Origin of the sequence: Streptomyces soli (genome assembly GCF_003999195.1) — a bacterium.
GTDB classification, from domain to species: domain Bacteria; phylum Actinomycetota; class Actinomycetes; order Streptomycetales; family Streptomycetaceae; genus Actinacidiphila; species Actinacidiphila soli.
Genome location: NZ_RJVR01000216.1, coordinates 72,283 through 96,554, shown reverse-complemented (window position 1 = coordinate 96,554; position 24,272 = coordinate 72,283). Strand labels below are relative to the sequence as shown.

Here is a 24,272-nt window from a genome sequence, read left to right as displayed (position 1 = left end):
ATGTTCGACGCCAACCACCTGGTCTCCGCCTTCGGACTGCTGGGCGTCCTCGCGATAGTCTTCGCCGAGTCCGGGCTCCTCATCGGCTTCTTCCTGCCCGGTGACTCCGTGCTCTTCACCGCCGGGCTGCTGATCTCCCAGCACCAGGTGATCCACCAGCCGCTGTGGCTGGTCTGCCTGCTGATCTCCGTCGCCTCGATCCTCGGTAACCAGGTCGGATACGTCTTCGGCCGCAGAGCGGGGCCCGCGCTCTTCCGGCGACCGAACTCGCGGCTGTTCAAGCAGGAGTACGTCACCAAGGCGCACGACTTCTTCGAGCGGCACGGCCCCAAGGCCCTGGTCCTGGCCCGCTTCGTCCCCGTCGTACGGACCTTCACCCCGATCCTCGCGGGCGTGAGCGGCATGACGTACCGCGCTTTCACGGTCTTCAACGTCCTCGGTGGCGTGCTCTGGGGTGCGGGCGTGACCGTGGCCGGCTACTTCCTGGGGCAGATCGGCTTCATCCGGGACCACATCGATGTGGTGCTGGTCGCGATCATCGTGGTGTCGGTCCTGCCGGCCGGAATCGAGGCCCTGCGGGCCCGTCGCCGTACGCCGGTCCGCAGTGCCTGAAACCGCTGGCCGAAGGCCCCCTGAACATGTGAACTCCCTTTCTGGGAACGGCCTCAGGGGGAATTCAGAGCCCTCTCATCCCGGTGATACAGCATGACGCCCATGACCCCCCACACCACCTCTCACCCCACCCACGGTGTCAGGAAGGCCGTAGTCCCGGCCGCCGGCCTCGGCACGCGCTTCCTGCCCGCGACCAAGGCGACGCCCAAGGAGATGCTCCCGGTCGTCGACAAGCCCGCGATCCAGTACGTCGTCGAGGAGGCCTCCGCGGCCGGGCTCGACGACGTCCTGATGGTCACCGGTCGCCACAAGCGTGCGATCGAGGACCACTTCGACCAGGCCTCCGAGCTGGAGCGAGCTCTGGAGGCCAAGGGCGACCTCGCCCGCCTCCACGCGGTCCGCAGCGCCTCACAGCTGGCCCGCATCCACCACATCCGGCAGGGTGACCCGCTCGGCCTCGGTCACGCCGTGCTGTGCGCGCGGAGCCATGTCGGCAACGAGCCCTTCGCCGTACTGCTCGGCGACGACCTCATCGACGAGCGCGAGACCCTGCTCAAGGTCATGCTCGACGTGCGCGCCCGCTACGGCGGCAGCGTCATCGCCCTCATGGAGGTCGACCCGTCCCAGATCCACCTCTACGGCTGCGCGGCCGTCAAGCCCAGCGACGAGACCGGCGTCGTCCACGTCACCGGTCTGGTCGAGAAGCCGTCCCGCGAGGTCGCGCCCAGCAACTACGCGGTCATCGGCCGCTATGTCCTGGACCCGAAGGTCTTCGAGGTCCTGGAGCGCACCGAGCCCGGCCGCGGCGGCGAGATCCAGCTCACCGACGCGATCGAGGAACTGGCGCTCACCGACGAGGTGCGGGGCGTGGTCTTCACGGGCCGCCGCTACGACACCGGGGACAAGGCCGAATACCTCCGCACGGTGGTCCGGCTGGCCTGTGAACGGTCCGACCTGGGGCCGGAGTTCCGCAGCTGGCTCACCGAGTTCGTCGCCACATTCGACATCGACCTGGAAGGTGGGCGGCTCGCCGCCTGAGTTATCCAAATGATCCGCAGACTGCCGCTCCGCTCCCGTCTGGCACTCCTCACGGCAGCGGCCTGCGCCGTGGCGATAGGAGTGGCAGCGGCAGCCTGCTGGTACATCACCGCCAACCAGCTGCATGGGAACCTGGACGACTCCCTCATCACCGCGCAGGTCAGCCGCGGCTGGACCAAGGTGCTGGAGGCCGAGTGCGGCAAGACACCGCCCGCGACCAACAAGGAGGGCCCGCCGTCCCGCATCACCGCAGTGCTGCTCAAGCCTGACGGCACCCGCTGCGTGGACTACGCCGACACCGCGACCGTCATCACGCAGGCCGACCTCGACGTGGCGGCGGGCAAGACACGTGGGGTACTGCGCAACGGTGTGCGGGAGGACGGCACCACCGTCCGCGTCTTCACCCACAAGCTGTCCAACGGCGACACGGTTGTCCTCGCCAGCGAGATCAGCGAGATCGCCGAGCCGCTCAACAGGCTGGCCGCGCTCCTGACCATCGTCGGCGGCTGCGGTGTGCTGCTCGCGCTCGGCGCCGGGCTGCTCATCGCCCGTACGGCGTTGCGACCGGTGCACCGCTTCACCGCCGCCGTCGAGCACATCGCCCGTACGGAAGACCTGAAGGTACGCATCCCCGTCGAGGGAAACGACGAGATCGCCCGCCTCGGTACCTCCTTCAACTCCATGACCGCGGCCCTGGAGAACTCCCGCGACCGTCAGCAGCGCCTCATCGCCGACGCCGGGCACGAGCTGCGCACCCCGCTCACCTCGCTGCGCGCCAACGTGGACCTGCTCGTACGCAGCAGCGAGACGGGCCGGCCCATCCCGCAGCACAAGCGGGACGCGCTGCTCGGCAGCCTCCAGGCTCAGACGCAGGAGCTGAGCAGCCTGATCGGCGATCTGCTGGAGCTGTCCCGTCCCGATGCCGCCCAGGCCGCCGCCGTGCCGACGCCGTTTCACTCGGTGGTCGAACGCGCCCTGGAGCGTGCCCAGTTGCGCGGGCCCGGGATCGAGTTCGTCACGGAGGTCGAGCCCTGGCACGTCCTCGGCGACCCCGCGTCGCTGGAGCGGGCCGTGGTCAACCTGCTGGACAACGCGGTCAAGTTCTCCCCGCCGAACGGCAGGATCGAGGTCCGGCTGCATGCCGGCGAGCTGACCGTGCGCGACCACGGCCAGGGCATTCCGGCCGAGGACCTGCCGCATGTCTTCGAGCGCTTCTGGCGCTCCCCCCAGGCCCGCGCCCTGCCCGGCAGCGGCCTCGGCCTGTCCATCGTCGCCCACACCGTGCAGCGATCCAGCGGCCGGGTGACCCTGCTGCCTGCCCCCGGCGGCGGCACAGTGGCCTCAATAAGCCTTCCCGGTAGCCCACTTGGGGAGCGCAGCGTCGCTCACATTGTGAGCGGACTATGAGAACGCTGTTTCTCATAGTCCGCTAATTGCCGTCTTACGAGTGCCCCAGATCCGGCCGGAAGAGTCAGGGGCATGAACGAGACGACAGCAGCAGGAGGCGCCCGGCAGCGATCGGTCGAGATCGTGGTGCCGGTGTACAACGAGGCCCACGTCCTCGTCGACAGCATCAGCCGGCTTCACGCCTACCTCGAAGACTCCTTCCCCTTCCCCTTCCAGATCACCGTCGCGGACAACGCGAGCACCGATGCCACCTGGCAGGTCGCGACCGACCTGACCTACCAGCTCCCGAAGGTGCACGCCGTCCACCTGGAGCACAAGGGCCGGGGTCGCGCCCTCAAGGCCGTCTGGAGCCAGAGCCAGGCCGATGTGGTCGCGTACATGGACGTCGACCTCTCCACCGGCCTCGAAGGCTTCCTTCCGCTCGTCGCTCCTCTGCTGTCCGGCCACAGTGACGTGGCCATCGGCAGCCGCCTGCACCGCCACGCGGCGGTCGTACGCGGACCGAAGCGTGAGTTCATCTCCCGCTGCTACAACATCCTGCTGAAGCTGGGCCTGGCGGCCCGCTTCTCCGACGCCCAGTGCGGCTTCAAGGCCGTACGCACCCCGGTCTTCAAAGCGATGGCGCCGCACATCGAGGACAACGCCTGGTTCTTCGACACCGAGCTGCTGGTGCTGGCTGAGCGCAACAAGCTCCGCATCCACGAGGTCCCGGTGGACTGGACCGACGACCCCGACAGCCGGGTCGACGTCGTCCGGACCGCGATGGACGACCTCAAGGGCATGTGGCGGATCGCCAAGCGGACCCTCCAGGGCAAGGCGAGGATCGACGTGCCGCGCCGCGAGAACCAGTCGTACGTCGTCGGGCAGACCCCCGCCGACCCGGCTGCCTCTCCGGAGAAGGTGCTCACCAGCGCCGGAGCCCGCTGAGCGCGGGCCAGGGCGCCGCATCGCAACGGGTCGGAGGCCTACGGCAGTTGGTGGCCTTCGGGATCATCGGCGGCGCCTGCACCCTCGCGTACATGGCCCTGTACCTCCTGGCCCGGCAGATCATGCCGGCCATCTGGGCCAACGCCCTGGCCCTGCTGATCACCGCGGTCGCCAACACCGCCGCCAACCGCCGTTTCACCTTCGGGGTGAAGGGCTCGGCCGACGCCCTGCGTCACCAGTTCGAAGCCGGGCTGGGCTTCGCCATCGGCCTGGGGCTGACGTCCGGTTCTGTCGCCGGACTGCACTTCCTGGCCCCCAGCGCTTCCCACGGCGTCGAACTTGCCGTGCTGGTCGGTGCCAACGCCGCCGCCACCATCATCCGCTTCGTCCTCATGCGGCTCTGGATCTTCAGCCCGCGTCGCCGCCCGTCATCGTCCCCGGAGTACGCGTCATGACGACCCAACTCGCCCCGCCGCCCGTTGAACACGATTCCGGCCGGCGCTCCCACCGGGCCGCCCCGCCCTCCGGCGGCGGACTCGCCGTCCGCGCCAAACGCCTCTTCACCGGCCGCCCCGACGACCCCCGCTGGGCCCGCCCCGCGCTGTGGGCGATCCTGCTGCTGGCCACAGCTCTGTACGCCTGGAACCTCACCACGATCTCGGGCAACAGCTTCTACAACGCCGCCGTCTACTCCGGCACCAAATCCTGGAAGGCCTTCTTCTTCGGCTCGCCGGACGCGGGCAACTGGAGCACCGTCGACAAGCCGCCGTTCGCGCTGTGGATGATGGGCATCTCCGCCCGCACCTTCGGCTACGGCACCTGGCAGTTGATGCTCCCGCTGGTGGGCGTCGAGAAGGGCGTCGACCCGCTCATCGGGCGCGGTGTAGGTCAGCTCAAGAACGAACATCCGGCAAGGCCGGCCAGTCAGGCCAGCTCGACGACGACGAGGGTGCCGTGGCTGCCGCGCCGGGCGGTGTGCGGGGTGCCGGCGGGGAGGACGTAGAGCTCGCCCTTGGCGACGGAGACGGGCCGGCCGCTGACGTCGAGTTCGAGGCGGCCGTCGAGGACGAGAAGGGCCTCGGAGGCGAGGTGGGTGCGCTCGTGCACGGACAGCTCGTGCATGCGCATGACCTTGACGGAGGCAGGGACCACGGCGGTGTCCATCAGGTTGACCAGAGCCATGATCGGGACGTTATCCGACCTGACGGCACGGCTCACCGGTGGAAACGCAATGGCGGCAGACGGTCACCGACTCGTCACGGCGCGGAAATGAAGCCCCTCGCGAAGTCCCGTCCGCGGCCGCTGAATTGCGGCCCCTCAGTGCTCTATGACCTCGCCGATCTCCCCCGAGACCCCCGGCACCATCGCCGGCGGCACCGGAGTGCCGGGCAGCCGCATCACGGCGATCGTGCCGCCACCATGAGCCGCGTACAGGCCGACGGTACCGCCCGCCTGCTGGACCGTACGGGCCACGATGGACAGCCCGAGGCCGCTGCCGGGGAGTGAGCGGGAGGCGGTGGCGCGCCAGAAGCGTTCGAAGACGTGTGGCAGGTCCTCGGGCGCGATGCCCGGGCCGTAGTCGCGGACGGTGAGCTCGCCGCCGTGCAGCATCACCTCGACGGAGGTGAGCGGCGGGCTGAACTTCACCGCGTTGTCGAGCAGATTCACAATCGCCCGCTCCAGGGCTGCCGGCTCGGCCCGTACGTACCACGGCGCGAGCCGCGACACGATCTTGATGTCCTGCGCGCGGAGGCGAGCGCGGTGCAGCGCGTTCTCCGCGACCTCGTGGAAGGCCACCGTCTGCAGCAGGCCGCCACCGGGGGTCGTGTCCGGGCGTGACAGCTCCTGCAGGTCCCCGATCAGCGAGGCCAGCTCCGTCATCTGCGCCTTCACGGAGGCCAGCAGGGCGCGGCGGTCCTCCGGGGGGAGCGCGCGGCCCATGGCCTCGCTGCGCTCCAGCAGCTCGATGTTCGTACGGAGTGAGGTCAGCGGCGTGCGGAGCTCGTGGCCGGCGTCGGCGATGAGCTGCTGCTGGAGCTCGCGGGAGGCGGCGAGGCGCGAGGTCATGGAGTTGAAGGACGTGGACAGGCGCGCGATCTCGTCCTCGCCGTCGACGGGGATGCGGACGCTGAGGTCTTCTGTGCGCGCGATGTGCTCGACGGTGTCCGTCAGCCGGTCGACGGGGCGCAGGCCCGCGCGGGCGATCCAGAGGCCGGCGGCGGTGGCGCCGACGACGCCGATGCCGGAGACGGCGAGCAGGATAAGGGCGAGAGTATTGAGGGGGTCGGTGACTTCGCTGAGCGGACGGGCGATCATGACAGCTGTCGTATAGGTCTGGCCGTTGGTCTGGGCAGTGAGAGAGGTGCCCCTGGTCAGGGCCCGGTACTCCGTGCCGTCACTGGCCTTCACAGTGCGGGGGGCGACGACGTTGCTGTCCAGCCTGCCGGGGCCTCCGCGCTGGCTAGGGGTACCCGCGGCAAGGGCGACCTGCTTGTCGGCGCTCGAGATGGGGAGTGTCTTGTCGCCTTGGAGCAAGCAGGACTGGCCGTTGGACAGGACGAGCTGCACCACGGTGTTGCCGACGTTGAACTGGGGCCCGCGGTTTGGATTGGTGCTCGTCCCGGAGTCACAGCCGACGTTGGCCGGCTTGAGCGTGTCCGCAGACACCAACGACTGGTCCAGCTGCTGCATCAACTGGCCTTGCACGATGAACCACGCCGACACCGCAACCGCCGCCACCGCGACCGCGACCGCCGCAGCGGTGAGGATCGCCAGCCGCGAGCGGAGCGGGAGGGACCGGAACCGCAGGATGCGGCTTCGGCGGCGGAGTGGTGCTGCCATGGAGCTCAGACCTTGCTTTCCGTGGAGCGGAGGACGTATCCGACACCGCGGACGGTGTGGACGAGGCGGGGGAGGCTGCCCACCTCGGTCTTGCGGCGGAGGTACATGACGTAGACGTCGAGGGAGTTGGAGCTGGGTTCGAAGTCGAAGCCCCAGACGGCCTTGAGGATCTGCTCGCGGGTGAGGACCTGGCGGGGGTGGGCCAGGAACATCTCGAGGAGGGTGTATTCGGTGCGGGTGAGCTCGACGGGCAGGCCGCCGCGCGTGACCTCGCGGGTGGTGGTGTCCATGCGGAGGTCGGCGAAGGACATGACGCTGTCGTCGTCGGTGGCGCCGGTCACGGCGGCGTACGAGCTGCGCCGCAGCAGGGCACGCAGGCGGGCCAGCAGTTCGTCGAGCTCGAAGGGCTTGACGAGGTAGTCGTCGGCGCCGGCGTCGAGGCCGGTGACGCGGTCGCCGACGGTGTCGCGGGCGGTGAGCATCAGGATGGGGACGGTCACGCCGCCGGAGCGCAGGCGGCGGGCCGTGGTGAGGCCGTCCATGCGGGGCATCAGCACGTCGAGCACGATGGCGTCGGGCTGGTAGGAGCCGACCTGGTCCATCGCGGCGAGGCCGTCCTCGGCGAGGGAGGTGTCGTAGCCCTCGAAGGCCAGGCTGCGCTTGAGTGCCTCGCGGACCGCAGGCTCGTCGTCCACGATCAGGATGCGGGCGGGGGCCTCGCCGTTCTCGCCGGGGCTCATTGCTGGTGTACCTCGCGCAGGAAAGAGGGATGGGGACGGGTTATACGGATTTTCCGTTATCAGCGTCTCACGCCGCCGAGCGGCGGCGGGCGGCGGCGGAGCGGCGGCGGTTGCGGGCGGGCCGGGCGGCCCGGGAGGAACCCGTGGGGGTGGTGGCGAGCTCGGGGGCGCGGGTCGCGGCGGCGGCCATCGGCATGGCGAACGCCAGGGCCAGGTCGGCAGGGCCGGTGGCGGCGTGCTCGTAGCTGTGGATGGTGATGACGGTGGCGTTCATGGTGGTGCCTCCTGGGAGGGAGAGGGACGTGAGGAGGAGGGGGGTCAGCTGGTTCCGCCGCTGCGGAGGCCGGCGAGGTCGGACTTGACCGTGTTGATCGGGATGGCGAAGCCGAGGCCGATGCTGCCGGCGCCGCTGGAGCTGGAGGAGGAGGACGCCGAGTACATCGCGGAGTTGATGCCGATGATCTCGCCGTTCATGTTGATGAGCGCGCCACCGGAGTTGCCGGGGTTGACCGCGGCGTCGGTCTGGAGCGCCTTGTACGTGGTGGTGTTGGACCCGGTGCTGCCGTTGTAGTTCTGACCGCCGGAGGAGAACGGCCACCGGCCGCCGCCCTGGCCGTCGCCGCTCTGCGACTCGTCCGTGGAGACGGTGACGTCGCGGTTGAGGGCGGAGATGATGCCGCTGGTGACCGTGCCGGTGAGGCCTTCGGGGGAGCCGATGGCGACGACCTGGTCGCCGACCGCGACGGTGGAGGAGTCGCCGAGGGTCGCGGCGGTGAGGCCGCTGACGTTGTCGGCCTTGACGAGGGCCAGGTCCTTGTTCTTGTCGGTGCCGACGACCTGGGCGGTGGCGGTCTTGCCGTTGGTGAAGGTGATCTTGATGCTGGTGGCACCGGAGATGACGTGGTTGTTGGTGATGATCTCGCCGTTGCTGGTGATGATCACACCGGAACCGGTGGCCTCACTCGAGTTCGAGGTGGCGGTGATCTCCACGATGCTCGGGCTGTCCGCCTTGGCGACGGCCGCGACGCCGGAGCTGGAGGAGCTGGCGTTGATGACCTTCGTGGTGGTGGTGCCGGCCGAGGTCGTCGTGGTCGCCCGGCCGATCAGGGCCGCGGAGCCGCCGCCGATGAGGGCGGAGACCAGGGCCACTGCCGCGATCAGCCCGATCGGACTGCGGGACTTGCGCGCCTTGTGCGCGGGGGCCGCCTCGTCCGGCGGCGGCGGGACCGGGCTCGCGGGCCACACCGTCATGCCGGGGGCGGGAGTGACGGGTTCCGCGGGGTGGTACGACGGCGGGGGCGGGTAGGCGGAGGGGGCGTCGGCGCCGCTGGAGGCGCTCGCGTACTCGTACGGGGCGTCGCCGCCGGCCGTACCGGACCTGTCGTACCCACCGCTGCCGTACGGCTGCTGCGGGTCGGAAGCGCTGCTGCGATGGGTGTTCTCGTCCATGGCTATGACTCTGAACCCCGACTATGAGAGGTTCCTGAGTGTCCGCTGAGAAGCCCGGCAGAAGTCCGTATGACCGATATAAGGAAACGAAAGACCAGGTCAGCCCCGGATCACACGTGGTCCTTACGCGCAGCCGCAGGACCTGCGGACTACCAGTCGCGACGGGAACTGCCGCAGTCGGTCGCGCCGCGACCCCGACACCCGCAGGCCGTCGTCGAGAACGAGGTCCACCGCCGCGCGGGCCATCGCCTGGCGGTCGGAGGCGACCGTGGTGAGCGGGGGATCGGTGAGGCCGGCTTCCTTCACGTCGTCGAAGCCCGCGACCGCCAGCTCGCCCGGCACGTCGATCCGCAGCTCGCGTGCCGCCCGCAGTATGCCGATCGCCTGGTCGTCCGTCGCGCAGAACAGGGCCGGCGGGCGGTCGGGCCCGGCCAGCAGTTCGAGGCCGACCTTGTAGGCGTCGTACCGGTTGTACGGGGCCTTGAAGAGCCGGCCCTCGGTTTCGAGGCCGGCTTCCTGCATGGCGCGCCGCCACCCTTCCACGTGGTCGGTGACGGGGTCGCCGACTGTGGGGGTGAACTCGGTGCCGCCGACGCAGGCGACGTACTCGTACCCGTGCTCCAGGAGATGGCGGGTGGCGAGCTGGGCACCGCCGACGTCGTCGGTGACGACCGCGAACTCGTTGAGGGCCTCGGTGCGCTCGTGGAGCAGCACGATCCGCGCGTCCCACGCCTCGATCTCCGCGGCGGCGGTGTCGCTGAGGCCCTGGCTGACCAGGATCAACCCGGAGACCCGCATGCCGAGGAAGGCCCGCAGGTAGTGGACCTCGCGCTCGTGGAGGTAGTCCGAGTTGCCGACCAGCACCATCTTCCCGCGCTCGGCGGCCGCCTGCTCCACGGCGTGGGACATCTCGCCGAAGAAGGGCTGCCGGGCGTCGGGAACCACCAGGCCTATCAGGTCCGTTCGGCGGCTGGCCATCGCCTGGGCCACACGGTCCGGGCGATAACCGAGCTGCTTGATGGCCGCGAGCACGCGCTCGCGGGTGGCCGGTGCGACCGGCCGGGGTCCGTTGTTGATGACGTAGCTGACGACTGCGGTCGAGGTCCCCGCAAGCCTTGCCACATCGTCACGCGTCACCTTTGCCACAGGCCGAGTCTACGCGGGTCTACCGGCCGTTTGACACGACGCGGCAAGGAGCGTGACCAGGGTGTGACCAGCGGGGACCCCAGCGCGGATCAGCCTTTCTGTGCTGCAGCCGGGTTCGCCGCGGCGTCCGGGGCGCCCGAGGGGGCCGCCGACGCGGCGGCGCTCGTGGCCGCCTCCGACTCTGTGCGCTGCTGTTGCTTGAGGGCTTCCTCGGCCGCCCGCTCGACCTTCTCGGGGGTGACGAAGCGGTAGCCGACGTTGCGGACGGTGCCGATCAGGGACTCGTGTTCGGGACCGAGCTTCGCCCGCAGACGCCGTACGTGAACGTCCACGGTGCGGGTGCCGCCGAAGTAGTCGTAGCCCCAGACCTCCTGCAGCAACTGGGCGCGGGTGAAGACCCGGCCGGGGTGCTGCGCGAGGTACTTGAGCAGCTCGAACTCCTTGAAGGTCAGGTCCAGGACCCGGCCCTTGAGCTTCGCGCTGTACGTCGCCTCGTCGACCGAGAGGTCGCCGTTGCGGATCTCCATCGGGCTGTCGTCGACGGTGATCTGCTGGCGGCCCATGGCCAGCCGCAGCCGCGCCTCGACCTCGGCAGGCCCCGCGGTGTCCAGCAGGACGTCGTCGATGCCCCAGTCGGCGGTGACGGCGGCCAGGCCGCCCTCGGTGACGACCAGGACCAGCGGGCAGCCAGGCCCGGTGGAACGCAGCAGCTGGCAGAGGCTGCGGACCTGCGGGAGGTCACGTCGGCCGTCGATGAGAATGACGTCGGCGCCTGGGGTGTCCACCAGGGCCGGCCCTTCGGCCGGCGCGACACGGACGCTGTGCAGAAGCAGCCCCAGCGCGGGGAGTACCTCGGTGGACGGCTGGAGTGCGTTCGTCAGCAGGAGGAGAGAGCTCACCGGCTGCTCCCGTCGTAGTTCACGGTGTTGACGTTGTTCATCATCCGGTCATGCACGCTTCGCTTGCCCATTGCGAACCCTCCTCGGTCCCATGCGAGGACGTAACTGCATGCGCTCTGGCGGCCCAGAAAGCACGAAAGGACCCGGGGGCGACGCTGCCCGGATCCTCTTGACCTAAGAGAATAGCCCACATGGAGTCGCTTGAAGAGCCCCGATTTGCGCGATCTTGTTTTTCATCGATCACTTCCGGTGGTCAACGTGCGGTGCTGTTGACGGCCGACGGGGTGCGGATCGATGCGGCTTACGTCCCTCCTGCGGGGTCTCGCGCAGGTGAACGGGACATTGCGTTCGTGGTCGCCCACGGTTTCACCGGCGCGCTGGAACGGCCCGCCGTGCAGCGGGCGGCGCGGGTCTTCTCCGAGTTCGGCGGCGTCGTCATTTTCTCCTTCCGGGGGCACGGGCGTTCCGGCGGCCGGTCCACGGTCGGCGACCGCGAGGTCCTCGACCTCGACGTGGCGGTTGCCTGGGCCCGCAAGCTCGGCTTCGGGCGGGTGGCGACCGTCGGCTTCTCCATGGGCGGTTCCGTCGTCCTGCGGCACGCGGTGGGCGGTTCGGTCGACGCGGTCGTGTCCGTCAGCTCGCCCGCCCGCTGGTACTACCGGGGTACGGCGCCCATGCGGCGCGTCCACTGGGCCATCACCCGCCCCGCCGGGCGCCTCGTCTCCCGGCTCGGCCTCCGAACCCGGATCCACGGTGAGGACTGGAACCCGGTGCCCGTCCCGCCGGTCGAGGCGGTGCCGCTCATCGCCCCCACCCCCCTCCTCATCGTCCACGGCGACCGCGACGCCTACTTCCCCGTCGACCATCCCCTCTCCCTCGCGGCCGCTGCCGGCGACGCCGCCGAGCTCTGGCTCGAGCCGGGTTTCGGCCACGCCGAGAACGCCGCTCCCCCCGCCCTGCTGCGCCGCGTCGGCGCCTGGGTGGCCGCCCAAGCCGGCTGACCTCTCCCGCGCCCCGCCCCTGCCCGATTCCTGGACGCCGCCCTCGCACTGCTCAGCCTCCGTCCGTCGTGCCGGGGCTGCCGCCGGTTGGGACTGGGGTTGTTTCCCCCACCCCGCCCCTTCCCGAGACCAGGGGCGCTGCCCCTGGACCCCGGACGCGTGCGTGCTTCGGCGCGGGTTCGTGGCCGGGTTGTGCCAGCCTCCCCCAAAGCTTCCTTTGGGTGGGGGCACCTCGCTTTGCTCGCCATGCGGAACGTTCTCCCACAACCCGGTGGAACCAGCCCGTCCGGCGTTTGAGGATCGGGGGGACCCCCACCCGAACGAAGGTTTGGGGGGAGAGCCCGGTTTCGGGAAGGGGCGGGGTGGGGGACAACCCGGCCCGGGCCCCACGGACTGGTGTCGGCTGGGTGCGCCATCATGGATGGTGGTAGCCAGGACGACGAAGGGGCCGCAATGGCCGGACGGGCCGGGACGATCCGGTATTGGGCGGCGGCGAAGGCCGCGGCGGGCACGGCGGAGGAGCCGTATGAGGCGGGGACGCTCGCCGAGGCGCTGGCGGTCGCGCGGGAGCGGCATGCGGGGCGGCCGGAGTTCGCGCGGGTGCTGACGAGCTGCTCGTTTCTGGTGGACGGGGACCCCGTGGGGACCCGGGACCATGCGGGGGTTGAGCTGAAGCAGGGCGGGACGGTCGAAGTTCTGCCGCCGTTCGCGGGAGGATGAGCGGCGTGACTTACGACCCGTATGGCGGCGCGATGCCGCAGGAGGCCGAGCAGACCGCCGTGATGCTGCCGGTGGAGGATCTTCCGCCGCAGGCGGCGGAGGGCAGGGCGGCCCGCCGGAAGGGCACGGTGCCGGCGGCGCAGCGCACCGGGTCCCCGATCATTCCGCCCGGGCCGCAGCCGGCGGCGCTGACGACGATGCTGGCGCTGTTGCTGGCCGGCGGCGCATCGCTCGGGCGGCCGGGGCTGGCGGTGCCGCTGGTGCTGCTGCAGGCGGTGACGGCAGCGGGATGGTTCCGGCTGAACGGCATGTGGCCGGCCCGCCAGGGCATCGTGCTGGCGTTCATGGCGGGCGTGACGGCGGATGTGGTGCTGCTGGCGACGGGCGGCGAGAACGGTCCGGCCGTACTGGTCGGCACGCTGGGCGTGTGGCTGCTGCTCGTACTCGTACTCCAGCTGCGGCACCGCGGCAGCGCCGAGGAGCGGCTGTCCTCGCTGACGGCGACCGCCGCCTCGACGCTGGTGACGGTGCTCGCGGGGGGCTATCTCGCCGCCGCCTCCAACCCGCACGGCAGTGACGTGATCATCGTCGGCGCGATCGCGGTCGCCGTCGCGACGGTGGTCCGCAGCCTGCACGGGAAGGGCGTGGCGACGGTGGTCGTCGCCCTGCTCGCCGCCTCGGGGGCCGGGGTCGCGATGGCGCACGCCAGCGGGCTCAGTAGCGGCGACGGCGCCCTCGTCGGCCTCGCCGCCGGCGCCGCCGCCCTGATCGGCCTGCGGGTGGCCAGCTACGACTTCCCGTCCCGCTTCGTCCACTTCACCGCGGGCGTCGCGCTGCCGCTGACAGCCGCAGCGCCTGCGGTGTACGTCCTTGGCCGAGCGCTGGTGGGCTAGGGGTGCCGTGGTCGGGCCCCCTGCTGGGGGTACGGGGGTTGTCCCCCGGGAGATTGCAGCACCGCGGGCGTCGCGCTGCCGCTGACAGCTGCGGCTCCGGCCGTTTACGTACTGGGCCGGGCGCTGGTGGGGTGAGCCCGGCTAGGGTCGAGCAATGCGCGCATTGCGGATCCTGTTGATCATCGTCGTGATACTTGGCGGCCTGTTCGTCGCAGCCGACCGCGTCGCCCTGCACTTCGCGGAGTCGGAGGCGGCGAGCAAGGCCCAGCAGACCCAGGGGCTGTCCGAAAAGCCTGATGTGTCGATCCATGGGTTCCCGTTCTTGACCCAGGTGGCGTCGAAGAAGCTGGACGACGTGACGGTCACGGCCAATGGCATCACGGCGGGCACGGGCGGCACCGCGCTGCGGATCGACCGGTTCACGGCGGATCTGCGCGGCGTGCGGCTGGGCAACGGCTTCGCGTCGGCGGTGGCGGACACGGCGGACGGGTCGGCGCTGGTGACGTACGCGGATCTGACGAAGGCGGCGCCGGACGGGGTCTCCGTGGCGTATGGCGGCGCGGCTGCCAACGGCAAGGGGAAGGTGAAGCTGACCGTGAGTCTGTCGTTGCCGGTCGTGGGGACGGTGAAGCGGTCGGTGGTGAGCCAGGTCAGCGTGACGGGCGGCAACACGATCCAGCTGCACGCGGACTCGATCCCGAACGTCAGCGGTCTGCCGTCGTCCGTGGAGACGCTGATCAGGGGCCAGATCGACTTCGCGCGGAAGCTGGTCGGGCTGCCGGAGGGCATCGAGCTGAAGTCGGTGGACACGAGCCCGGAGGGGATCACGATCGCCGCGACGGGGACGAAGGTCGTGCTCGCGGGCTGAGCGATACGTCCGCAGGGTGAGATGGGGGAGTCCGACCCGCAGGCGCCCCGCGCCCGGCGATCACCGTGAGGGCCCTTCGAACAGGTGCGCGCCCGTCATCCGTACCACAATGCGGACACCGGCGTCCCGAATGGCGGACCAGCGGTGACACTGCCCCGCTCGGTGCCTACGATCGAGGTCATGAAGCGACAGGCGGACCTTACGAAGCGGCGGGCAGTTGACCTGTGCCGCGTCGCCGCCATGCTCTGTCGCATGCGCTAGGCCTGCGCATTTTCCTGGCCGCCCTTCCCCCGTCGCGTAAGCGATAAGCGCCGCCGCCGCGCGTACCCGTCCGTACGCCGGCGAGATATCCGAACTGCCCCGGAGGAGAACAGCATGAGCCGCAGTGACGTCCTGGTGGACGCCGATTGGGTCCAGGACCGGATCGACGACCCGAAGGTGGTCATTGTCGAGGTCGACGAGGACACGTCGGCGTACGACAAGAACCACATCAAGAACGCCGTCCGCATCGACTGGAAGAAGGACCTCCAGGACCCGGTGCGCCGTGACTTCGTCGACCAGGCCGGCTTCGAGAAGCTGCTGTCGGAGAAGGGCATCGCCAACGACGACACCGTCGTTCTCTACGGCGGCAACAACAACTGGTTCGCCGCCTACGCGTACTGGTACTTCAAGCTCTACGGCCACCAGGACGTCAAGCTCCTCGACGGCGGCCGCAAGAAGTGGGAGCTGGACTCCCGCGACCTGGTGGACGGCTCCGAGGTCCCGAACCGTCCGGCCACCGAGTACAAGGCCAAGGAGCAGGACAGCTCGATCCGTGCCTTCCGTGACGAGGTCATCGCCGCGATCGGCAGCCTGAACCTGGTCGACGTCCGCTCGCCCGACGAGTTCTCCGGCAAGCTGCTCGCCCCGGCACACCTCCCGCAGGAGCAGTCGCAGAAGCCGGGTCACATCCCGACCTCCCGCAACATCCCGTGGTCGAAGAACGCCAACGACGACGGCACCTTCAAGTCCGACGACGAGCTCAAGGCCCTTTACGAGGACGAGGGCGTCGACCTGTCGAAGGACACCATCGCGCTCTGCCGCATCGGTGAGCGTTCCTCGCTCACCTGGTTTGTGCTGCACGAGCTGCTCGAGCAGCCGAACGTCAAGAACTACGACGGCTCCTGGACCGAGTACGGCTCGCTCGTCGGCGTGCCGATCGAGCTCGGCGCGGCGAAGTAACAGGGAAAGGGAAGAGGACCATATGTGTGGAGCGAAGGCCGGCGGCCCGGACCTGGCAGGAGTTGACGTGGCGAGCGAGACGATCATCCAGGGTTCGGTGACCCGCGACGGCGAGCCCATCAGCGGCTACGTCCGTCTGCTCGACGGCGGCGGCGAGTTCACCGCCGAGGTCCCGACCTCGGCGACCGGACAGTTCCGCTTCTTCGCCGCCCCGGGCACCTGGACGCTGCGCGCGCTCGTCCCGGGTGCGACGGTGGACCGCACGGTCGTGGCCCAGCAGGGCTCGCCCGCGGAGATCGCCATCGCCGTCTGACGGCAGCTTTACGAGTACGAGTACATACGAAGGCCGCGCTCCTGCTGGGGCGCGGCCTTCGGCGTACCGTGGAAGCATGAGCGTGCAACGGCGGCATCGGCTCTACTTCGTCATGATGGGCAGCTGCGTCGGGCTCTTCGTCCTGGCGTGGGGCGTGGTACGCCTGTGGTCGGTCACGGCGGCCGTGGTGATGTGCGTCGTGGCGATGGTCATCCCGCCCTTCGCGGCGATCGTGGCGAACCGCAGGGACCCGGGGGAGCGCTGGTGGGACGAGTCCGGGGACTCCCAGTCCGACCGGTGGTGGCGGGAGCTGGACGACAGGGAACACAAGTAGGCCGCTGCGTCAGTGGCCGCTGCCTGCGTGGCCGCTGCCTCAGTAGACGAGGGCCTGTACGCCGTCCGGCATGATCTCGCTGACGAAGACCTGGGCGCCCGCGATCCGTACGCCGTCCAGGACGTCCTTCTCGGTGATCTCGCGGCGGGCCGCGCACTGCGTGCACAGCGTGATCCGGCCGCCGCCCGCCATGATCCCGTCGATCAGCTCCGGCAGCGGCGCGGCATGCGGCAGCTCGAACTCGGCGGCCTTCCCCGGCAGCGCGAACCACGCGGACTCGCCGGTCAGCCAGAGCGAGACCTCCACCTCGCTGGCCACCGCAACGGCCGCCACGGTGAACGCCTGCGAGCAGCGCTCCGGTGCGTCCGTGCCTGCGGTTACCTTGATCACGAGCTTCTTCGCCATGGCCCTACCCTATGCGTGGGCCGTCTCACACAAAAAAGACTGTCAAGAGGTTGCGTTCAGTCGACATAATGCCGGTTCCGCTTGTTGCGCGTGGGGCGCGAGGGCGTTGTGTGATTGCCCGGGGGGGCCTTGTGGAAGCGCAGTCCGATTCGTTGGTTGTTCCGCCCATGCCAACGGGCGCGCCGGTACCGCCGCGCCGTCCCCGGCGCACCCCGCTGATGACCGCCGCTGCGCCCTGCACGATCCCGTCGACGACCACGACCACGACCACGACCACGGCCGCGCCGACGACCGCCGCGCCCACGCCGTCCAGCACGGTCACCGGCGCGGTGAAGAGCGGCGGCATCTAGACGGCAGCCACCCCTCGAAGGCGTACCGGCTCAGCTCCTCCGGCCAAGACCCCGGACCGCGCGCAGCTGCGAGTGCTTTTCGACCTGCAGTACCGCCGCCTGAAGACCGGACGCTGAGCCGCCCGCGCCACGCGGCAGCCCAACAAAACTTGCCCTGTTCCGATCCACCCGTGGAGAACCTCTTGTCCCTGGACGCTCCTGTCCCCATCCCCGAGCCCCCTTTGGAGCCACCCGTGGCTCCGGACGCGGCTCCGCCCCAGCCCCGGCCCCGGCGCCGCCGGGGCCGCACGACGCTGATCATCGCCGTCGCGGCGATCCTCGGCGTCCTCGCCGGAACCGGCGTCGGCTACCAGATCCAGTACCAGCGCCCGGACACCCCGCTCCCGCCGCTCACCCAGGCCAAGCTGAAGCAGCCGACGGGCGCGGCCCCGGCCGCCAAGCCGCTCACCGCGGCCGAGGACACGCTCGTCACGTACGACGGCGACCTGCGCAAGCTGCTGCTGAAGAAGCCCAAGGGCGCGAAGGACTACACGGCCTCGTACACCGACAACAACTGGATGTCGGAGTACGACTACGCCGAGTCGTACAAGAAGCCGGACGTCATGTTCCGGCTGCTGGCAGGCAACGGCTTCCGCCGGATCGCGGCCACCGGCTGGTCGACCGGCAGCTACTCGAACTACGTCGAGACCGAGATCAACCTCGTCCAGTTCCGGGACGACCAGCAGGCCTACACCCCCGAGCGGCTCAGTGACGAGCAGAGCTACATGGCGGACAAGGACTACGCGGGCAACAACGGCAAGGACATTCCGGGCTCGGTCGACGGCACGGCGTGGGTCTACTCCAAGCCGCAGATCAAGGCCGGCTACCTGCCGTTGTACACGGCCCGTGCGCTGGCCCGCCAGGGGAACGTCATGGTGGACATCTGGGTCTTTTCGTCGCGGTCGATCAGCATGAGCACCATCCAGTCCCTGGCCAAGCGGCAGTTGGAGCGGCTGTGACCGACGAGACCACGAATCTCCTCCCCGAGCCCGAGCCCGAGCCCGCGCCCGCGTTCGTTCCCGAGTTCGCTCCCGAGCCGCCGAAGAAGAGCCGCAAGGGCCTCGCCCTCGCCCTCGCCGTCGTGCTCGTGGGCGTCGCGGCTGGCGGCGGCATCGGCTACGCCATGCTCAAGCACCAGCAGGACGACAAGAAGCAAAGCGCCTCCCAGCCCTGGAAGGCGCCCGCCCCCAAGAAGACCGGCGAGTACGGAGCCCAGTCCGGCGGCAGCCACTACGGCGCCCTCGGCAAGTTGCTGTTGCCCATGCCCGACGGCTACACGGCGGGCCCGGACATCGCCGAGTACGGCAACGACACCGAGCTCAGCGGCAAGCGTGCCGTCACCCTGATGAAGGACTCGTACCGCGACCTGTCCGCCAAGCAGCGCAACGCCGCCCGCAAGGCGGTCGACCAGCTGCACATCGAGGGCATCGGCATGCGTACGTACACCAGCAATAGCGGCGACCTGGTCGTCGAGACGCAGATCGTCCAGATGAAGAACAAGCAGGCCGCCCGCAGCATGACCGAGTTCTACTCCGCCTTCACCAAGGCGCTGGGCATCTACCGCAACGGCCCGAAGGTCGCCGGCCACGACAAGGCCCGCTGCATCCTGCCGCCCAAGACGTCCGGCTCCAAGCTCGACTGGATGACCTGCCAGGCCACCGAGGGCGACCTCCTCATCACCATGAACGCCACCGGCACATCGCCCTTGGACAAGACGAGCGCCGCGGACCTGCTCAAGCAGCAGCTCGACCGCGTCCAGGACCCGGGAGAGGCCGCATGACGACCGAGAACATTCCGCACACGGCCGAGCCGGAGCCCGCGTCCGTGCCGGAGCCGGAGCCCACGCCCGTGCCACAGGACACACCGGTGGCCCTCGACCCCTGGGCCGCGCCTCCGGAGCCGGCGGCGCCGAAGGACCGCCGGGTGCTGCGCGCGGTGCTGCGGTGGACGGCGGCCGTGGTGGTGTTCGCCGCGCTGGGCGGGGCGGCGGCGTACGGGGTGACGCAGCCGAGGCGTACGGACATCCCGGGCCTGCAGACGCCGGACGATGGGCGCTGGACGTACCAGGCGCTGAAGCTGCCGAAACTGCCGGCCGGGAAGCCGCGGGCGCTCGACGCGGACAACAACCCTGCCGGCCGGCACTACGCCGACGTACGGTCGCTGCTGCTCCCGGCTCCGGCCGGGGCGAAGCTCGACAAGACCTTTCCGGGGCGCGACGGCTGGCTTCCCACCAGCACGTTCCTGAAGCTGTTCCAGGAGGCCGGGCGGAAGAACCTGGCGCTGCGGATGGACCAGGACACGCTGCGCCACATCGCGGCGCGAGCGTGGACGATGCCGGACGGCACACGCGCGGAGATCTATCTGCTCCAGTACAGCAGTGCCGCGTACGCGGTCCGCGACATCTCCGACAACGCGGTCTTCTCCGAGGCGCCGGTCGCGTCGTACGACGCCGCCTTCCCGACCGACGGCGTCCCGGACGGGGTCACGACCAACATCTACGACGAGGACAAGCCGCGCGGCACGAACCACGTGCGCTACGCCTTCCTCACGTCGGGCGACACCGTGGCCCTGGTCTATCTGACCAAGAAGGGCAGCCAGCCCCAGGTGCCCTTCCGCCAGACGGTGCTGCTCCAGTCGCAGCTGCTGGGCTGACCCGGCCGGACACGACCGGGCCACGCGGGGGCGGCGCACCTCACTGCGCCGTCCCCGGGTGGGGCGACTAGACTCGTACGCGGTCCGTTACCGCCCCGCCTGCCCGAGGAGCTCCACCCGTGAGCATCACGTACTTCTTCGACGCTCTGCTCATCCTGGTCTGCGTCGGCGTCGCCGCGTTCTCCGTTCTCGCGGTGAAGAAGCTCTACCAGGGACAGCGCTGAACATGATCGAGATCCCCTCCGACCTGCACCCGGAGCTCGTGCCGATCGCCTTTCTCCTGGGCAACTGGGAAGGCGCGGGAGTCTTCGACTTCCCCGGCGACGAGAAGTGCAACTTCGGCCAGGAGGTGACCTTCACCCACGACGGCCGGCCCTTCCTGGAGTACGTGTCCAAGACCTGGGTGCTGGACGGCGAGGGCAAGAAGGTCCGGCCGCTGGAGAACGAGGCCGGCTTCTGGCGGATCGACAAGGACCGCAAGGTCGAGGTCACCACCACCCGCGACGAGGGCGTCGTCGAGATCTGGTACGGCGAGCTGGCCGAGGGCAAGCCGCAGATCGACCTGATCACGGACGCCGTGGCGCGGATCCCGTCCGCCCCGCACTACAGCGGTGGCAAGCGGCTGTACGGGTATGTCAACAGCGACCTGATGTGGGTCGCCGAGAAGACCACGCCGACCGTGCCGCTGCGCCCGTACATGTCTGCCCATCTGAAGAAGGTCGTCGATCCGCGGGAGTGGGCGAAGGACCTCAAGGACCTCCCGGACGACGGAATCGCCTTCTTCCGCTGAGTGCCGTGGTCCTTGACCGCTGTGTCCCCTTCCCGGATGCTTTCGTTGCGGCACGCGCGCTGCGTGCCGCGATAAGCAACCAGCCGAGGAGCACTCATGGCTCACCAGGTCCGTGCCGTCGTCGCCCGGGAGAAGGGCGCCCCCGTCAGTCTGGAAACGATCATCGTGCCCGACCCCGGGCCGGGCGAGGCGCTGGTGAAGATCCAGGCCTGCGGGGTCTGTCACACCGACCTCCACTACCGCGAGGGCGGCATCAACGACGACTTCCCCTTCTTCCTCGGCCATGAGGCGGCGGGCGTGGTCGAGTCGGTCGGCGAGGGCGTGACCGACGTGGCTCCCGGCGACTTCGTGATCCTCAACTGGCGAGCGGTCTGCGGTCAGTGCCGGGCCTGCCGGCGCGGCCGCCCCTGGTACTGCTTCAACACCCACAACGCCAAGCAGAAGATGACTCTGCTCGACGGCACCGAACTGTCCCCGGCCCTGGGTATCGGCGCCTTCGCCGAGAAGACCCTCGTCCACGCCGGCCAGTGCACCAAGGTCGACCCCGCCGCCTCCCCGGCCGTCGCCGGGCTGCTGGGCTGCGGCGTCATGGCGGGCATCGGCGCCGCGATCAACACCGGCAACGTCGGCCGTGGCGACTCCGTCGCCGTCATCGGCTGCGGCGGTGTCGGCGACGCGGCCATCGCGGGGTCCCGGCTGGCCGGCGCGGCGAAGATCATCGCAGTCGACATCGACGACCGCAAGCTCGAGACGGCGAAGAAGATGGGCGCCACCCACACCGTCAACTCCCGCGAGAACGACCCGGTCGAGGCCATCCAGGCGCTGACCGGCGGCAACGGCGCCGACGTCGTCATCGATGCGGTCGGCCGCCCGGAGACGTACAAGCAGGCCTTCTACGCCCGCGACCTGGCCGGCACCGTCGTCCTGGTGGGGGTGCCCACGCCGGACATGAAGCTGGAGCTGCCGCTGATCGACGTCTTCGGGCGCGGCGGCTCGCTCAAGTCCTCGTGGTACGGCGACTGCCTGCCCAGCCGTGACTTCCCGATGCTGATCGATCTGTATCTGCAGGGCCGCCTCGACCTGGGGGCCTTCGTCACCGAGACGATCGCCCTGGACGACGTCGAGAAGGCGTTCGAGCGGATGCACCACGGTGACGTGCTGCGGTCGGTGGTGGTGCTGTAAGGCTGCCCCAGAGGGCTTCCCCCTGGGCAGCCGAACGCCCTTCGGGCGTGTCCTCGAACGCCGGACGGACTGAATTCCGGCGACGCACAGAACCGAACTCGGCGGTGAACTTCGCATGACTGCCCGCATCGACCACGTCGTAACCAGCGGCACCTTCTCCCTCGACGGCGGCACCTGGGACGTCGACAACAACGTCTGGATCGTCGGCGACGACAGCGAGGCGATCGTCATCGACGCCGCCCATGACGCCGACGCCATCGCGGCGGCGGTGGGGGACCGGCGGCTGGTCGCGATCGTGTGCACGCACGCCCACAACGACCACATCGACGCCGCGCCCGCGCTGGCCGCGCGGACCGGCGCGCCGGTGCTGCTCCATCCGGACGACCTGTTCCTGTGGAAGCAGACCCACCCCGACCGCTCCCCGGACGGTGAACTCGCCGACGGGCAGGTGCTCTCGGTGGCCGGCACCGAGCTGACCGTCCTGCACACCCCGGGCCACGCGCCGGGAGCGGTCTGCCTGTACGCGCCCGCGCTGGGCACCGTCTTCACCGGCGACACGCTGTTCGCGGGCGGGCCGGGGGCGACGGGCCGTTCCTTCTCGCACTTCCCGACGATCATCGACTCCATCCGGGAGCGGCTGCTGACGCTGCCGTCCGACACGGTTGTGCGTACCGGACACGGTGACGGCACGACCGTCGGGGCTGAGGCGCCGCAGCTCGACGAGTGGATCAAGCGCGGTCACTGACCCCGCTGAACTGGCCTTTCGTACGTCAACCGCCCCACGCTGTGGGGCGGTTTTCGTCTCCCTTGACAGGGGGTGGGGGCGCCTCCAGACTGTTGTTGCGCTTACCGCAATCAGTTTCGTCATACGCACCGAGGTGTCATGAAGATTCCCGTGTGCCGCCTCGCGGATCTGCCGCGAGGCGAGGCCTACCGGCTCGAAATCGACCCGCCTGTCTCGGTGTTCCACACCGATGACGGAGAGGTCTTCGCCATCGACGACACATGCACTCACCAGGACGCCTCGCTCGCCGACGGCTGGTTGGAAGGGTGCGAGGTCGAATGCCCGCTGCACGCGTCGAAGTTCGACCTGCGCACCGGCTCGGTCGACTCGCCGCCTGCCAAGCTGCCCGTCCGTACGCACCAGGTCGTGGTCGAGGACGGCATGATCTACGTCGAGCCCTCGCAGGCAGTGCCCAACCTGCCGCCCTGCGTCGGCGCCCGGCTCGCCGGGGGTCTCGCGTGAGAACGGTGGCCGTGGTGGGGGCCTCGCTCGCCGGCCTGTCGGCCGCCCGCTCCCTGCGCAGGCAGGGGTTCGACGGGCGGCTCGTCATCGTCGGCGACGAGATCCACCGGCCGTACGACCGGCCGCCGCTCTCCAAGGAGTTCCTGGCCGGGACGATGGCCGAGGCCGACCTCGCCCTGGAGGCGGACGGCGAGGATCTGGCCGCCGAGTGGCTGCTCGGCGTACGGGCCACGGGCCTGGACCGCAACGAGCGCCTGGTACGCCTGGCCGACGGCACGGCGGTCCGCGCCGACGGCTTCGTCATCGCCACCGGTGCCGCCGCCCGCACCCTGCCGGGCAGTGAGGGGCTCGCCGGCGTCCACACGCTGCGCACCCTGGACGACGCCCTCGCGCTGCGCGCCGACCTCGCCCGTGGGGGCCGCCTGGTCGTCATCGGCGGCGGCTTCATCGGTGCCGAGGTCGCCTCGACCGCGTACGCCCTCGGACTGGACGTCACCGTCGTCGAGGTGGCGCCGACCCCGCTGGCCGGGCCGCTCGGCGAGGCCATGGGCGGCGTCGTGTCCTCGCTCCACGCGGATCACGGCGTGCGGCTGTTGTGCGGCGTCGCGGTGGCGGGGCTCAGCGGCGAATCCGGCCGCGTGGACGCGGTCCTGCTGGCGGACGGCCGCAGTCTGCCCGCCGACACGGTCGTCGTCGGCGTGGGCGCCCGGCCCAATGTGGAGTGGCTGGAGGGCTCCGGCATCGCGCTGGAGAACGGCGTCACGTGCGGTGCCGACGGCCGCACCAGCCTCGCCGCCGTCGTGGCGGTCGGCGACTGCGCCAACTGGTACGACCCGCTCGCCGGCGCCCACCGCCGCGTCGAGCACTGGACCGGCGCCCTGGAACGCCCGGCCTCCGCCGTGGCCGCCCTGCTCTCCGGGGGCGCGGCCGAGCCGGGTCCGGTGAGGCCGCCGTACTTCTGGTCGGACCAGTACGGCGTGCGTATCCAGTTCGCGGGCCATGCCGCCGTCGCCGACAGCGTCACGGTGGAGGAGGGGGCGGCGGACGATCGCAGCTTCCTGGCGGTCTACCGCCGGGCCGGGGAACCGGTCGCGGTGCTCGGCATGGACCAGCCTCGGCTGTTCATGCGCTGGCGCAAGCAGTTGGCTCAGCCGGCTGCCTCGACCGCTTCGGTCGCTCCGGCCGCCGTGAGGTCTTGA

General features: G+C 70.1%; 31 protein-coding genes. 23 read left to right on the top strand and 8 right to left on the bottom strand.

Annotated elements, in window-relative coordinates; all coding sequences use genetic code 11:
• From EFK10_RS21005 to EFK10_RS20980, 6 genes are all read left to right on the top strand, one after another.
• Nucleotides 1-612 (top strand): DedA family protein, encoded by a 612-nt coding sequence (locus tag EFK10_RS21005; protein ID WP_127357204.1) that lies wholly within the window; start codon nucleotides 1-3, stop codon nucleotides 610-612.
• A gap of 93 nt (nucleotides 613-705) precedes the next feature.
• Nucleotides 706-1,650, top strand: a complete 945-nt coding sequence (galU, locus tag EFK10_RS21000) for a UTP--glucose-1-phosphate uridylyltransferase GalU (RefSeq protein ID WP_127357203.1) — start codon at nucleotides 706-708, stop codon at nucleotides 1,648-1,650.
• A gap of 9 nt (nucleotides 1,651-1,659) precedes the next feature.
• Nucleotides 1,660-3,057 (top strand): sensor histidine kinase, encoded by a 1,398-nt coding sequence (locus tag EFK10_RS20995; protein WP_127357202.1) that lies wholly within the window; start codon nucleotides 1,660-1,662, stop codon nucleotides 3,055-3,057.
• Nucleotides 3,058-3,129: 72 nt separating this feature from the next.
• Nucleotides 3,130-3,984 carry a dolichyl-phosphate beta-glucosyltransferase gene (locus tag EFK10_RS20990; RefSeq protein WP_127357201.1) on the top strand — a complete coding sequence of 285 codons (855 nt, stop codon included), beginning with the start codon at nucleotides 3,130-3,132 and terminating at the stop codon, nucleotides 3,982-3,984.
• A gap of 92 nt (nucleotides 3,985-4,076) precedes the next feature.
• A complete protein-coding gene (locus tag EFK10_RS53360; protein WP_127357200.1) occupies nucleotides 4,077-4,439 on the top strand; it encodes a GtrA family protein in 363 nt (120 codons plus the stop codon).
• Nucleotides 4,436-4,987 (top strand): hypothetical protein, encoded by a 552-nt coding sequence (locus EFK10_RS20980; RefSeq protein WP_407647113.1) that lies wholly within the window; start codon nucleotides 4,436-4,438, stop codon nucleotides 4,985-4,987. The genes EFK10_RS53360 and EFK10_RS20980 overlap by 4 nt, the downstream gene beginning before the upstream one ends.
• Here EFK10_RS20980 and EFK10_RS20975 read toward each other — a convergent pair.
• From EFK10_RS20975 to EFK10_RS20945, 7 genes are all read right to left on the bottom strand, one after another.
• Nucleotides 4,909-5,166 (bottom strand): cupin domain-containing protein, encoded by a 258-nt coding sequence (locus tag EFK10_RS20975; protein WP_127357199.1) that lies wholly within the window; start codon nucleotides 5,164-5,166, stop codon nucleotides 4,909-4,911. The two genes, EFK10_RS20980 and EFK10_RS20975, sit on opposite strands and share 79 nt — an antisense overlap.
• 135 nt (nucleotides 5,167-5,301) lie before the next feature.
• Nucleotides 5,302-6,825 (bottom strand): sensor histidine kinase, encoded by a 1,524-nt coding sequence (locus tag EFK10_RS20970; protein ID WP_127357198.1) that lies wholly within the window; start codon nucleotides 6,823-6,825, stop codon nucleotides 5,302-5,304.
• 5 nt (nucleotides 6,826-6,830) lie between these two features.
• Nucleotides 6,831-7,565: a response regulator transcription factor gene (locus tag EFK10_RS20965; protein ID WP_127357197.1), complete on the bottom strand. Its 735-nt coding sequence runs from the start codon at nucleotides 7,563-7,565 to the stop codon at nucleotides 6,831-6,833.
• A 67-nt stretch (nucleotides 7,566-7,632) separates the two neighbouring features.
• Complete coding sequence (locus EFK10_RS20960) at nucleotides 7,633-7,839, bottom strand: hypothetical protein (protein WP_127357196.1); 207 nt, start codon at nucleotides 7,837-7,839, stop codon at nucleotides 7,633-7,635.
• 44 nt (nucleotides 7,840-7,883) lie between these two features.
• On the bottom strand, nucleotides 7,884-9,014 hold the full coding sequence (locus EFK10_RS20955) for a S1C family serine protease (RefSeq protein WP_127357195.1): 1,131 nt from the start codon (nucleotides 9,012-9,014) through the stop codon (nucleotides 7,884-7,886).
• A 123-nt stretch (nucleotides 9,015-9,137) separates the two neighbouring features.
• Complete coding sequence (locus tag EFK10_RS20950; protein ID WP_127357194.1) at nucleotides 9,138-10,160, bottom strand: LacI family DNA-binding transcriptional regulator; 1,023 nt, start codon at nucleotides 10,158-10,160, stop codon at nucleotides 9,138-9,140.
• 89 nt (nucleotides 10,161-10,249) lie between these two features.
• Complete coding sequence (locus EFK10_RS20945; protein WP_127357193.1) at nucleotides 10,250-11,059, bottom strand: response regulator transcription factor; 810 nt, start codon at nucleotides 11,057-11,059, stop codon at nucleotides 10,250-10,252.
• Between the two features lie 191 nt (nucleotides 11,060-11,250).
• On the opposite strand from EFK10_RS20945, the gene EFK10_RS20940 reads away from it, so the two are divergent.
• The 8 genes from EFK10_RS20940 (at nucleotide 11,251) to EFK10_RS20910 (ending at nucleotide 16,409) form a co-directional block, all read left to right on the top strand.
• On the top strand, nucleotides 11,251-12,060 hold the full coding sequence (locus EFK10_RS20940) for an alpha/beta hydrolase (protein WP_127357192.1): 810 nt from the start codon (nucleotides 11,251-11,253) through the stop codon (nucleotides 12,058-12,060).
• Nucleotides 12,061-12,477: 417 nt separating this feature from the next.
• The gene (locus EFK10_RS20935) at nucleotides 12,478-12,780 is read left to right on the top strand and encodes a MoaD/ThiS family protein (RefSeq protein WP_407647112.1); all 303 of its coding nucleotides are present in this window, start codon (nucleotides 12,478-12,480) and stop codon (nucleotides 12,778-12,780) included.
• Between the two features lie 5 nt (nucleotides 12,781-12,785).
• Entirely contained in the window at nucleotides 12,786-13,673 is an 888-nt protein-coding gene (locus tag EFK10_RS20930) for a hypothetical protein (protein ID WP_407647111.1), read from the top strand.
• 154 nt (nucleotides 13,674-13,827) lie between these two features.
• Nucleotides 13,828-14,541 (top strand): LmeA family phospholipid-binding protein, encoded by a 714-nt coding sequence (locus EFK10_RS20925; protein ID WP_127357190.1) that lies wholly within the window; start codon nucleotides 13,828-13,830, stop codon nucleotides 14,539-14,541.
• A gap of 180 nt (nucleotides 14,542-14,721) precedes the next feature.
• The gene (locus tag EFK10_RS53355; protein WP_407647114.1) at nucleotides 14,722-14,802 is read left to right on the top strand and encodes a putative leader peptide; all 81 of its coding nucleotides are present in this window, start codon (nucleotides 14,722-14,724) and stop codon (nucleotides 14,800-14,802) included.
• A 114-nt stretch (nucleotides 14,803-14,916) separates the two neighbouring features.
• Entirely contained in the window at nucleotides 14,917-15,762 is an 846-nt protein-coding gene (locus EFK10_RS20920; protein WP_127357189.1) for a sulfurtransferase, read from the top strand.
• A gap of 22 nt (nucleotides 15,763-15,784) precedes the next feature.
• The gene (locus EFK10_RS20915) at nucleotides 15,785-16,075 is read left to right on the top strand and encodes a DUF1416 domain-containing protein (RefSeq protein WP_127357188.1); all 291 of its coding nucleotides are present in this window, start codon (nucleotides 15,785-15,787) and stop codon (nucleotides 16,073-16,075) included.
• A 76-nt stretch (nucleotides 16,076-16,151) separates the two neighbouring features.
• Complete coding sequence (locus EFK10_RS20910; protein ID WP_127357187.1) at nucleotides 16,152-16,409, top strand: DUF3099 domain-containing protein; 258 nt, start codon at nucleotides 16,152-16,154, stop codon at nucleotides 16,407-16,409.
• A 39-nt stretch (nucleotides 16,410-16,448) separates the two neighbouring features.
• Here the strand turns inward: EFK10_RS20910 and EFK10_RS20905 are convergent, their stop codons facing one another.
• Nucleotides 16,449-16,814 (bottom strand): DsrE family protein, encoded by a 366-nt coding sequence (locus EFK10_RS20905; protein ID WP_127357186.1) that lies wholly within the window; start codon nucleotides 16,812-16,814, stop codon nucleotides 16,449-16,451.
• 218 nt (nucleotides 16,815-17,032) lie between these two features.
• Between EFK10_RS20905 and EFK10_RS52195 the strand changes: the two genes are divergently transcribed.
• The 9 genes from EFK10_RS52195 to EFK10_RS20860 all read left to right on the top strand — a co-directional run bounded on the left by EFK10_RS52195 (nucleotide 17,033) and on the right by EFK10_RS20860 (nucleotide 24,272).
• Nucleotides 17,033-17,164 carry a hypothetical protein gene (locus EFK10_RS52195; RefSeq protein WP_265737539.1) on the top strand — a complete coding sequence of 44 codons (132 nt, stop codon included), beginning with the start codon at nucleotides 17,033-17,035 and terminating at the stop codon, nucleotides 17,162-17,164.
• A gap of 233 nt (nucleotides 17,165-17,397) precedes the next feature.
• On the top strand, nucleotides 17,398-18,162 hold the full coding sequence (locus EFK10_RS20900) for a hypothetical protein (protein ID WP_127357185.1): 765 nt from the start codon (nucleotides 17,398-17,400) through the stop codon (nucleotides 18,160-18,162).
• Nucleotides 18,159-18,983: a hypothetical protein gene (locus EFK10_RS20895; RefSeq protein ID WP_127357184.1), complete on the top strand. Its 825-nt coding sequence runs from the start codon at nucleotides 18,159-18,161 to the stop codon at nucleotides 18,981-18,983. Before EFK10_RS20900 ends, EFK10_RS20895 begins: the two co-directional genes overlap by 4 nt.
• The gene (locus EFK10_RS20890; RefSeq protein ID WP_127357183.1) at nucleotides 18,980-19,855 is read left to right on the top strand and encodes a hypothetical protein; all 876 of its coding nucleotides are present in this window, start codon (nucleotides 18,980-18,982) and stop codon (nucleotides 19,853-19,855) included. The genes EFK10_RS20895 and EFK10_RS20890 overlap by 4 nt, the downstream gene beginning before the upstream one ends.
• A gap of 226 nt (nucleotides 19,856-20,081) precedes the next feature.
• Entirely contained in the window at nucleotides 20,082-20,645 is a 564-nt protein-coding gene (locus tag EFK10_RS20880; protein WP_127357182.1) for an FABP family protein, read from the top strand.
• A 96-nt stretch (nucleotides 20,646-20,741) separates the two neighbouring features.
• Complete coding sequence (locus EFK10_RS20875; RefSeq protein WP_127357181.1) at nucleotides 20,742-21,827, top strand: S-(hydroxymethyl)mycothiol dehydrogenase; 1,086 nt, start codon at nucleotides 20,742-20,744, stop codon at nucleotides 21,825-21,827.
• A 115-nt stretch (nucleotides 21,828-21,942) separates the two neighbouring features.
• On the top strand, nucleotides 21,943-22,572 hold the full coding sequence (locus EFK10_RS20870) for an MBL fold metallo-hydrolase (protein WP_127357180.1): 630 nt from the start codon (nucleotides 21,943-21,945) through the stop codon (nucleotides 22,570-22,572).
• A 138-nt stretch (nucleotides 22,573-22,710) separates the two neighbouring features.
• Nucleotides 22,711-23,073 carry a bifunctional 3-phenylpropionate/cinnamic acid dioxygenase ferredoxin subunit gene (locus EFK10_RS20865; RefSeq protein ID WP_127357179.1) on the top strand — a complete coding sequence of 121 codons (363 nt, stop codon included), beginning with the start codon at nucleotides 22,711-22,713 and terminating at the stop codon, nucleotides 23,071-23,073.
• On the top strand, nucleotides 23,070-24,272 hold the full coding sequence (locus EFK10_RS20860) for an NAD(P)/FAD-dependent oxidoreductase (RefSeq protein ID WP_127357178.1): 1,203 nt from the start codon (nucleotides 23,070-23,072) through the stop codon (nucleotides 24,270-24,272). Before EFK10_RS20865 ends, EFK10_RS20860 begins: the two co-directional genes overlap by 4 nt.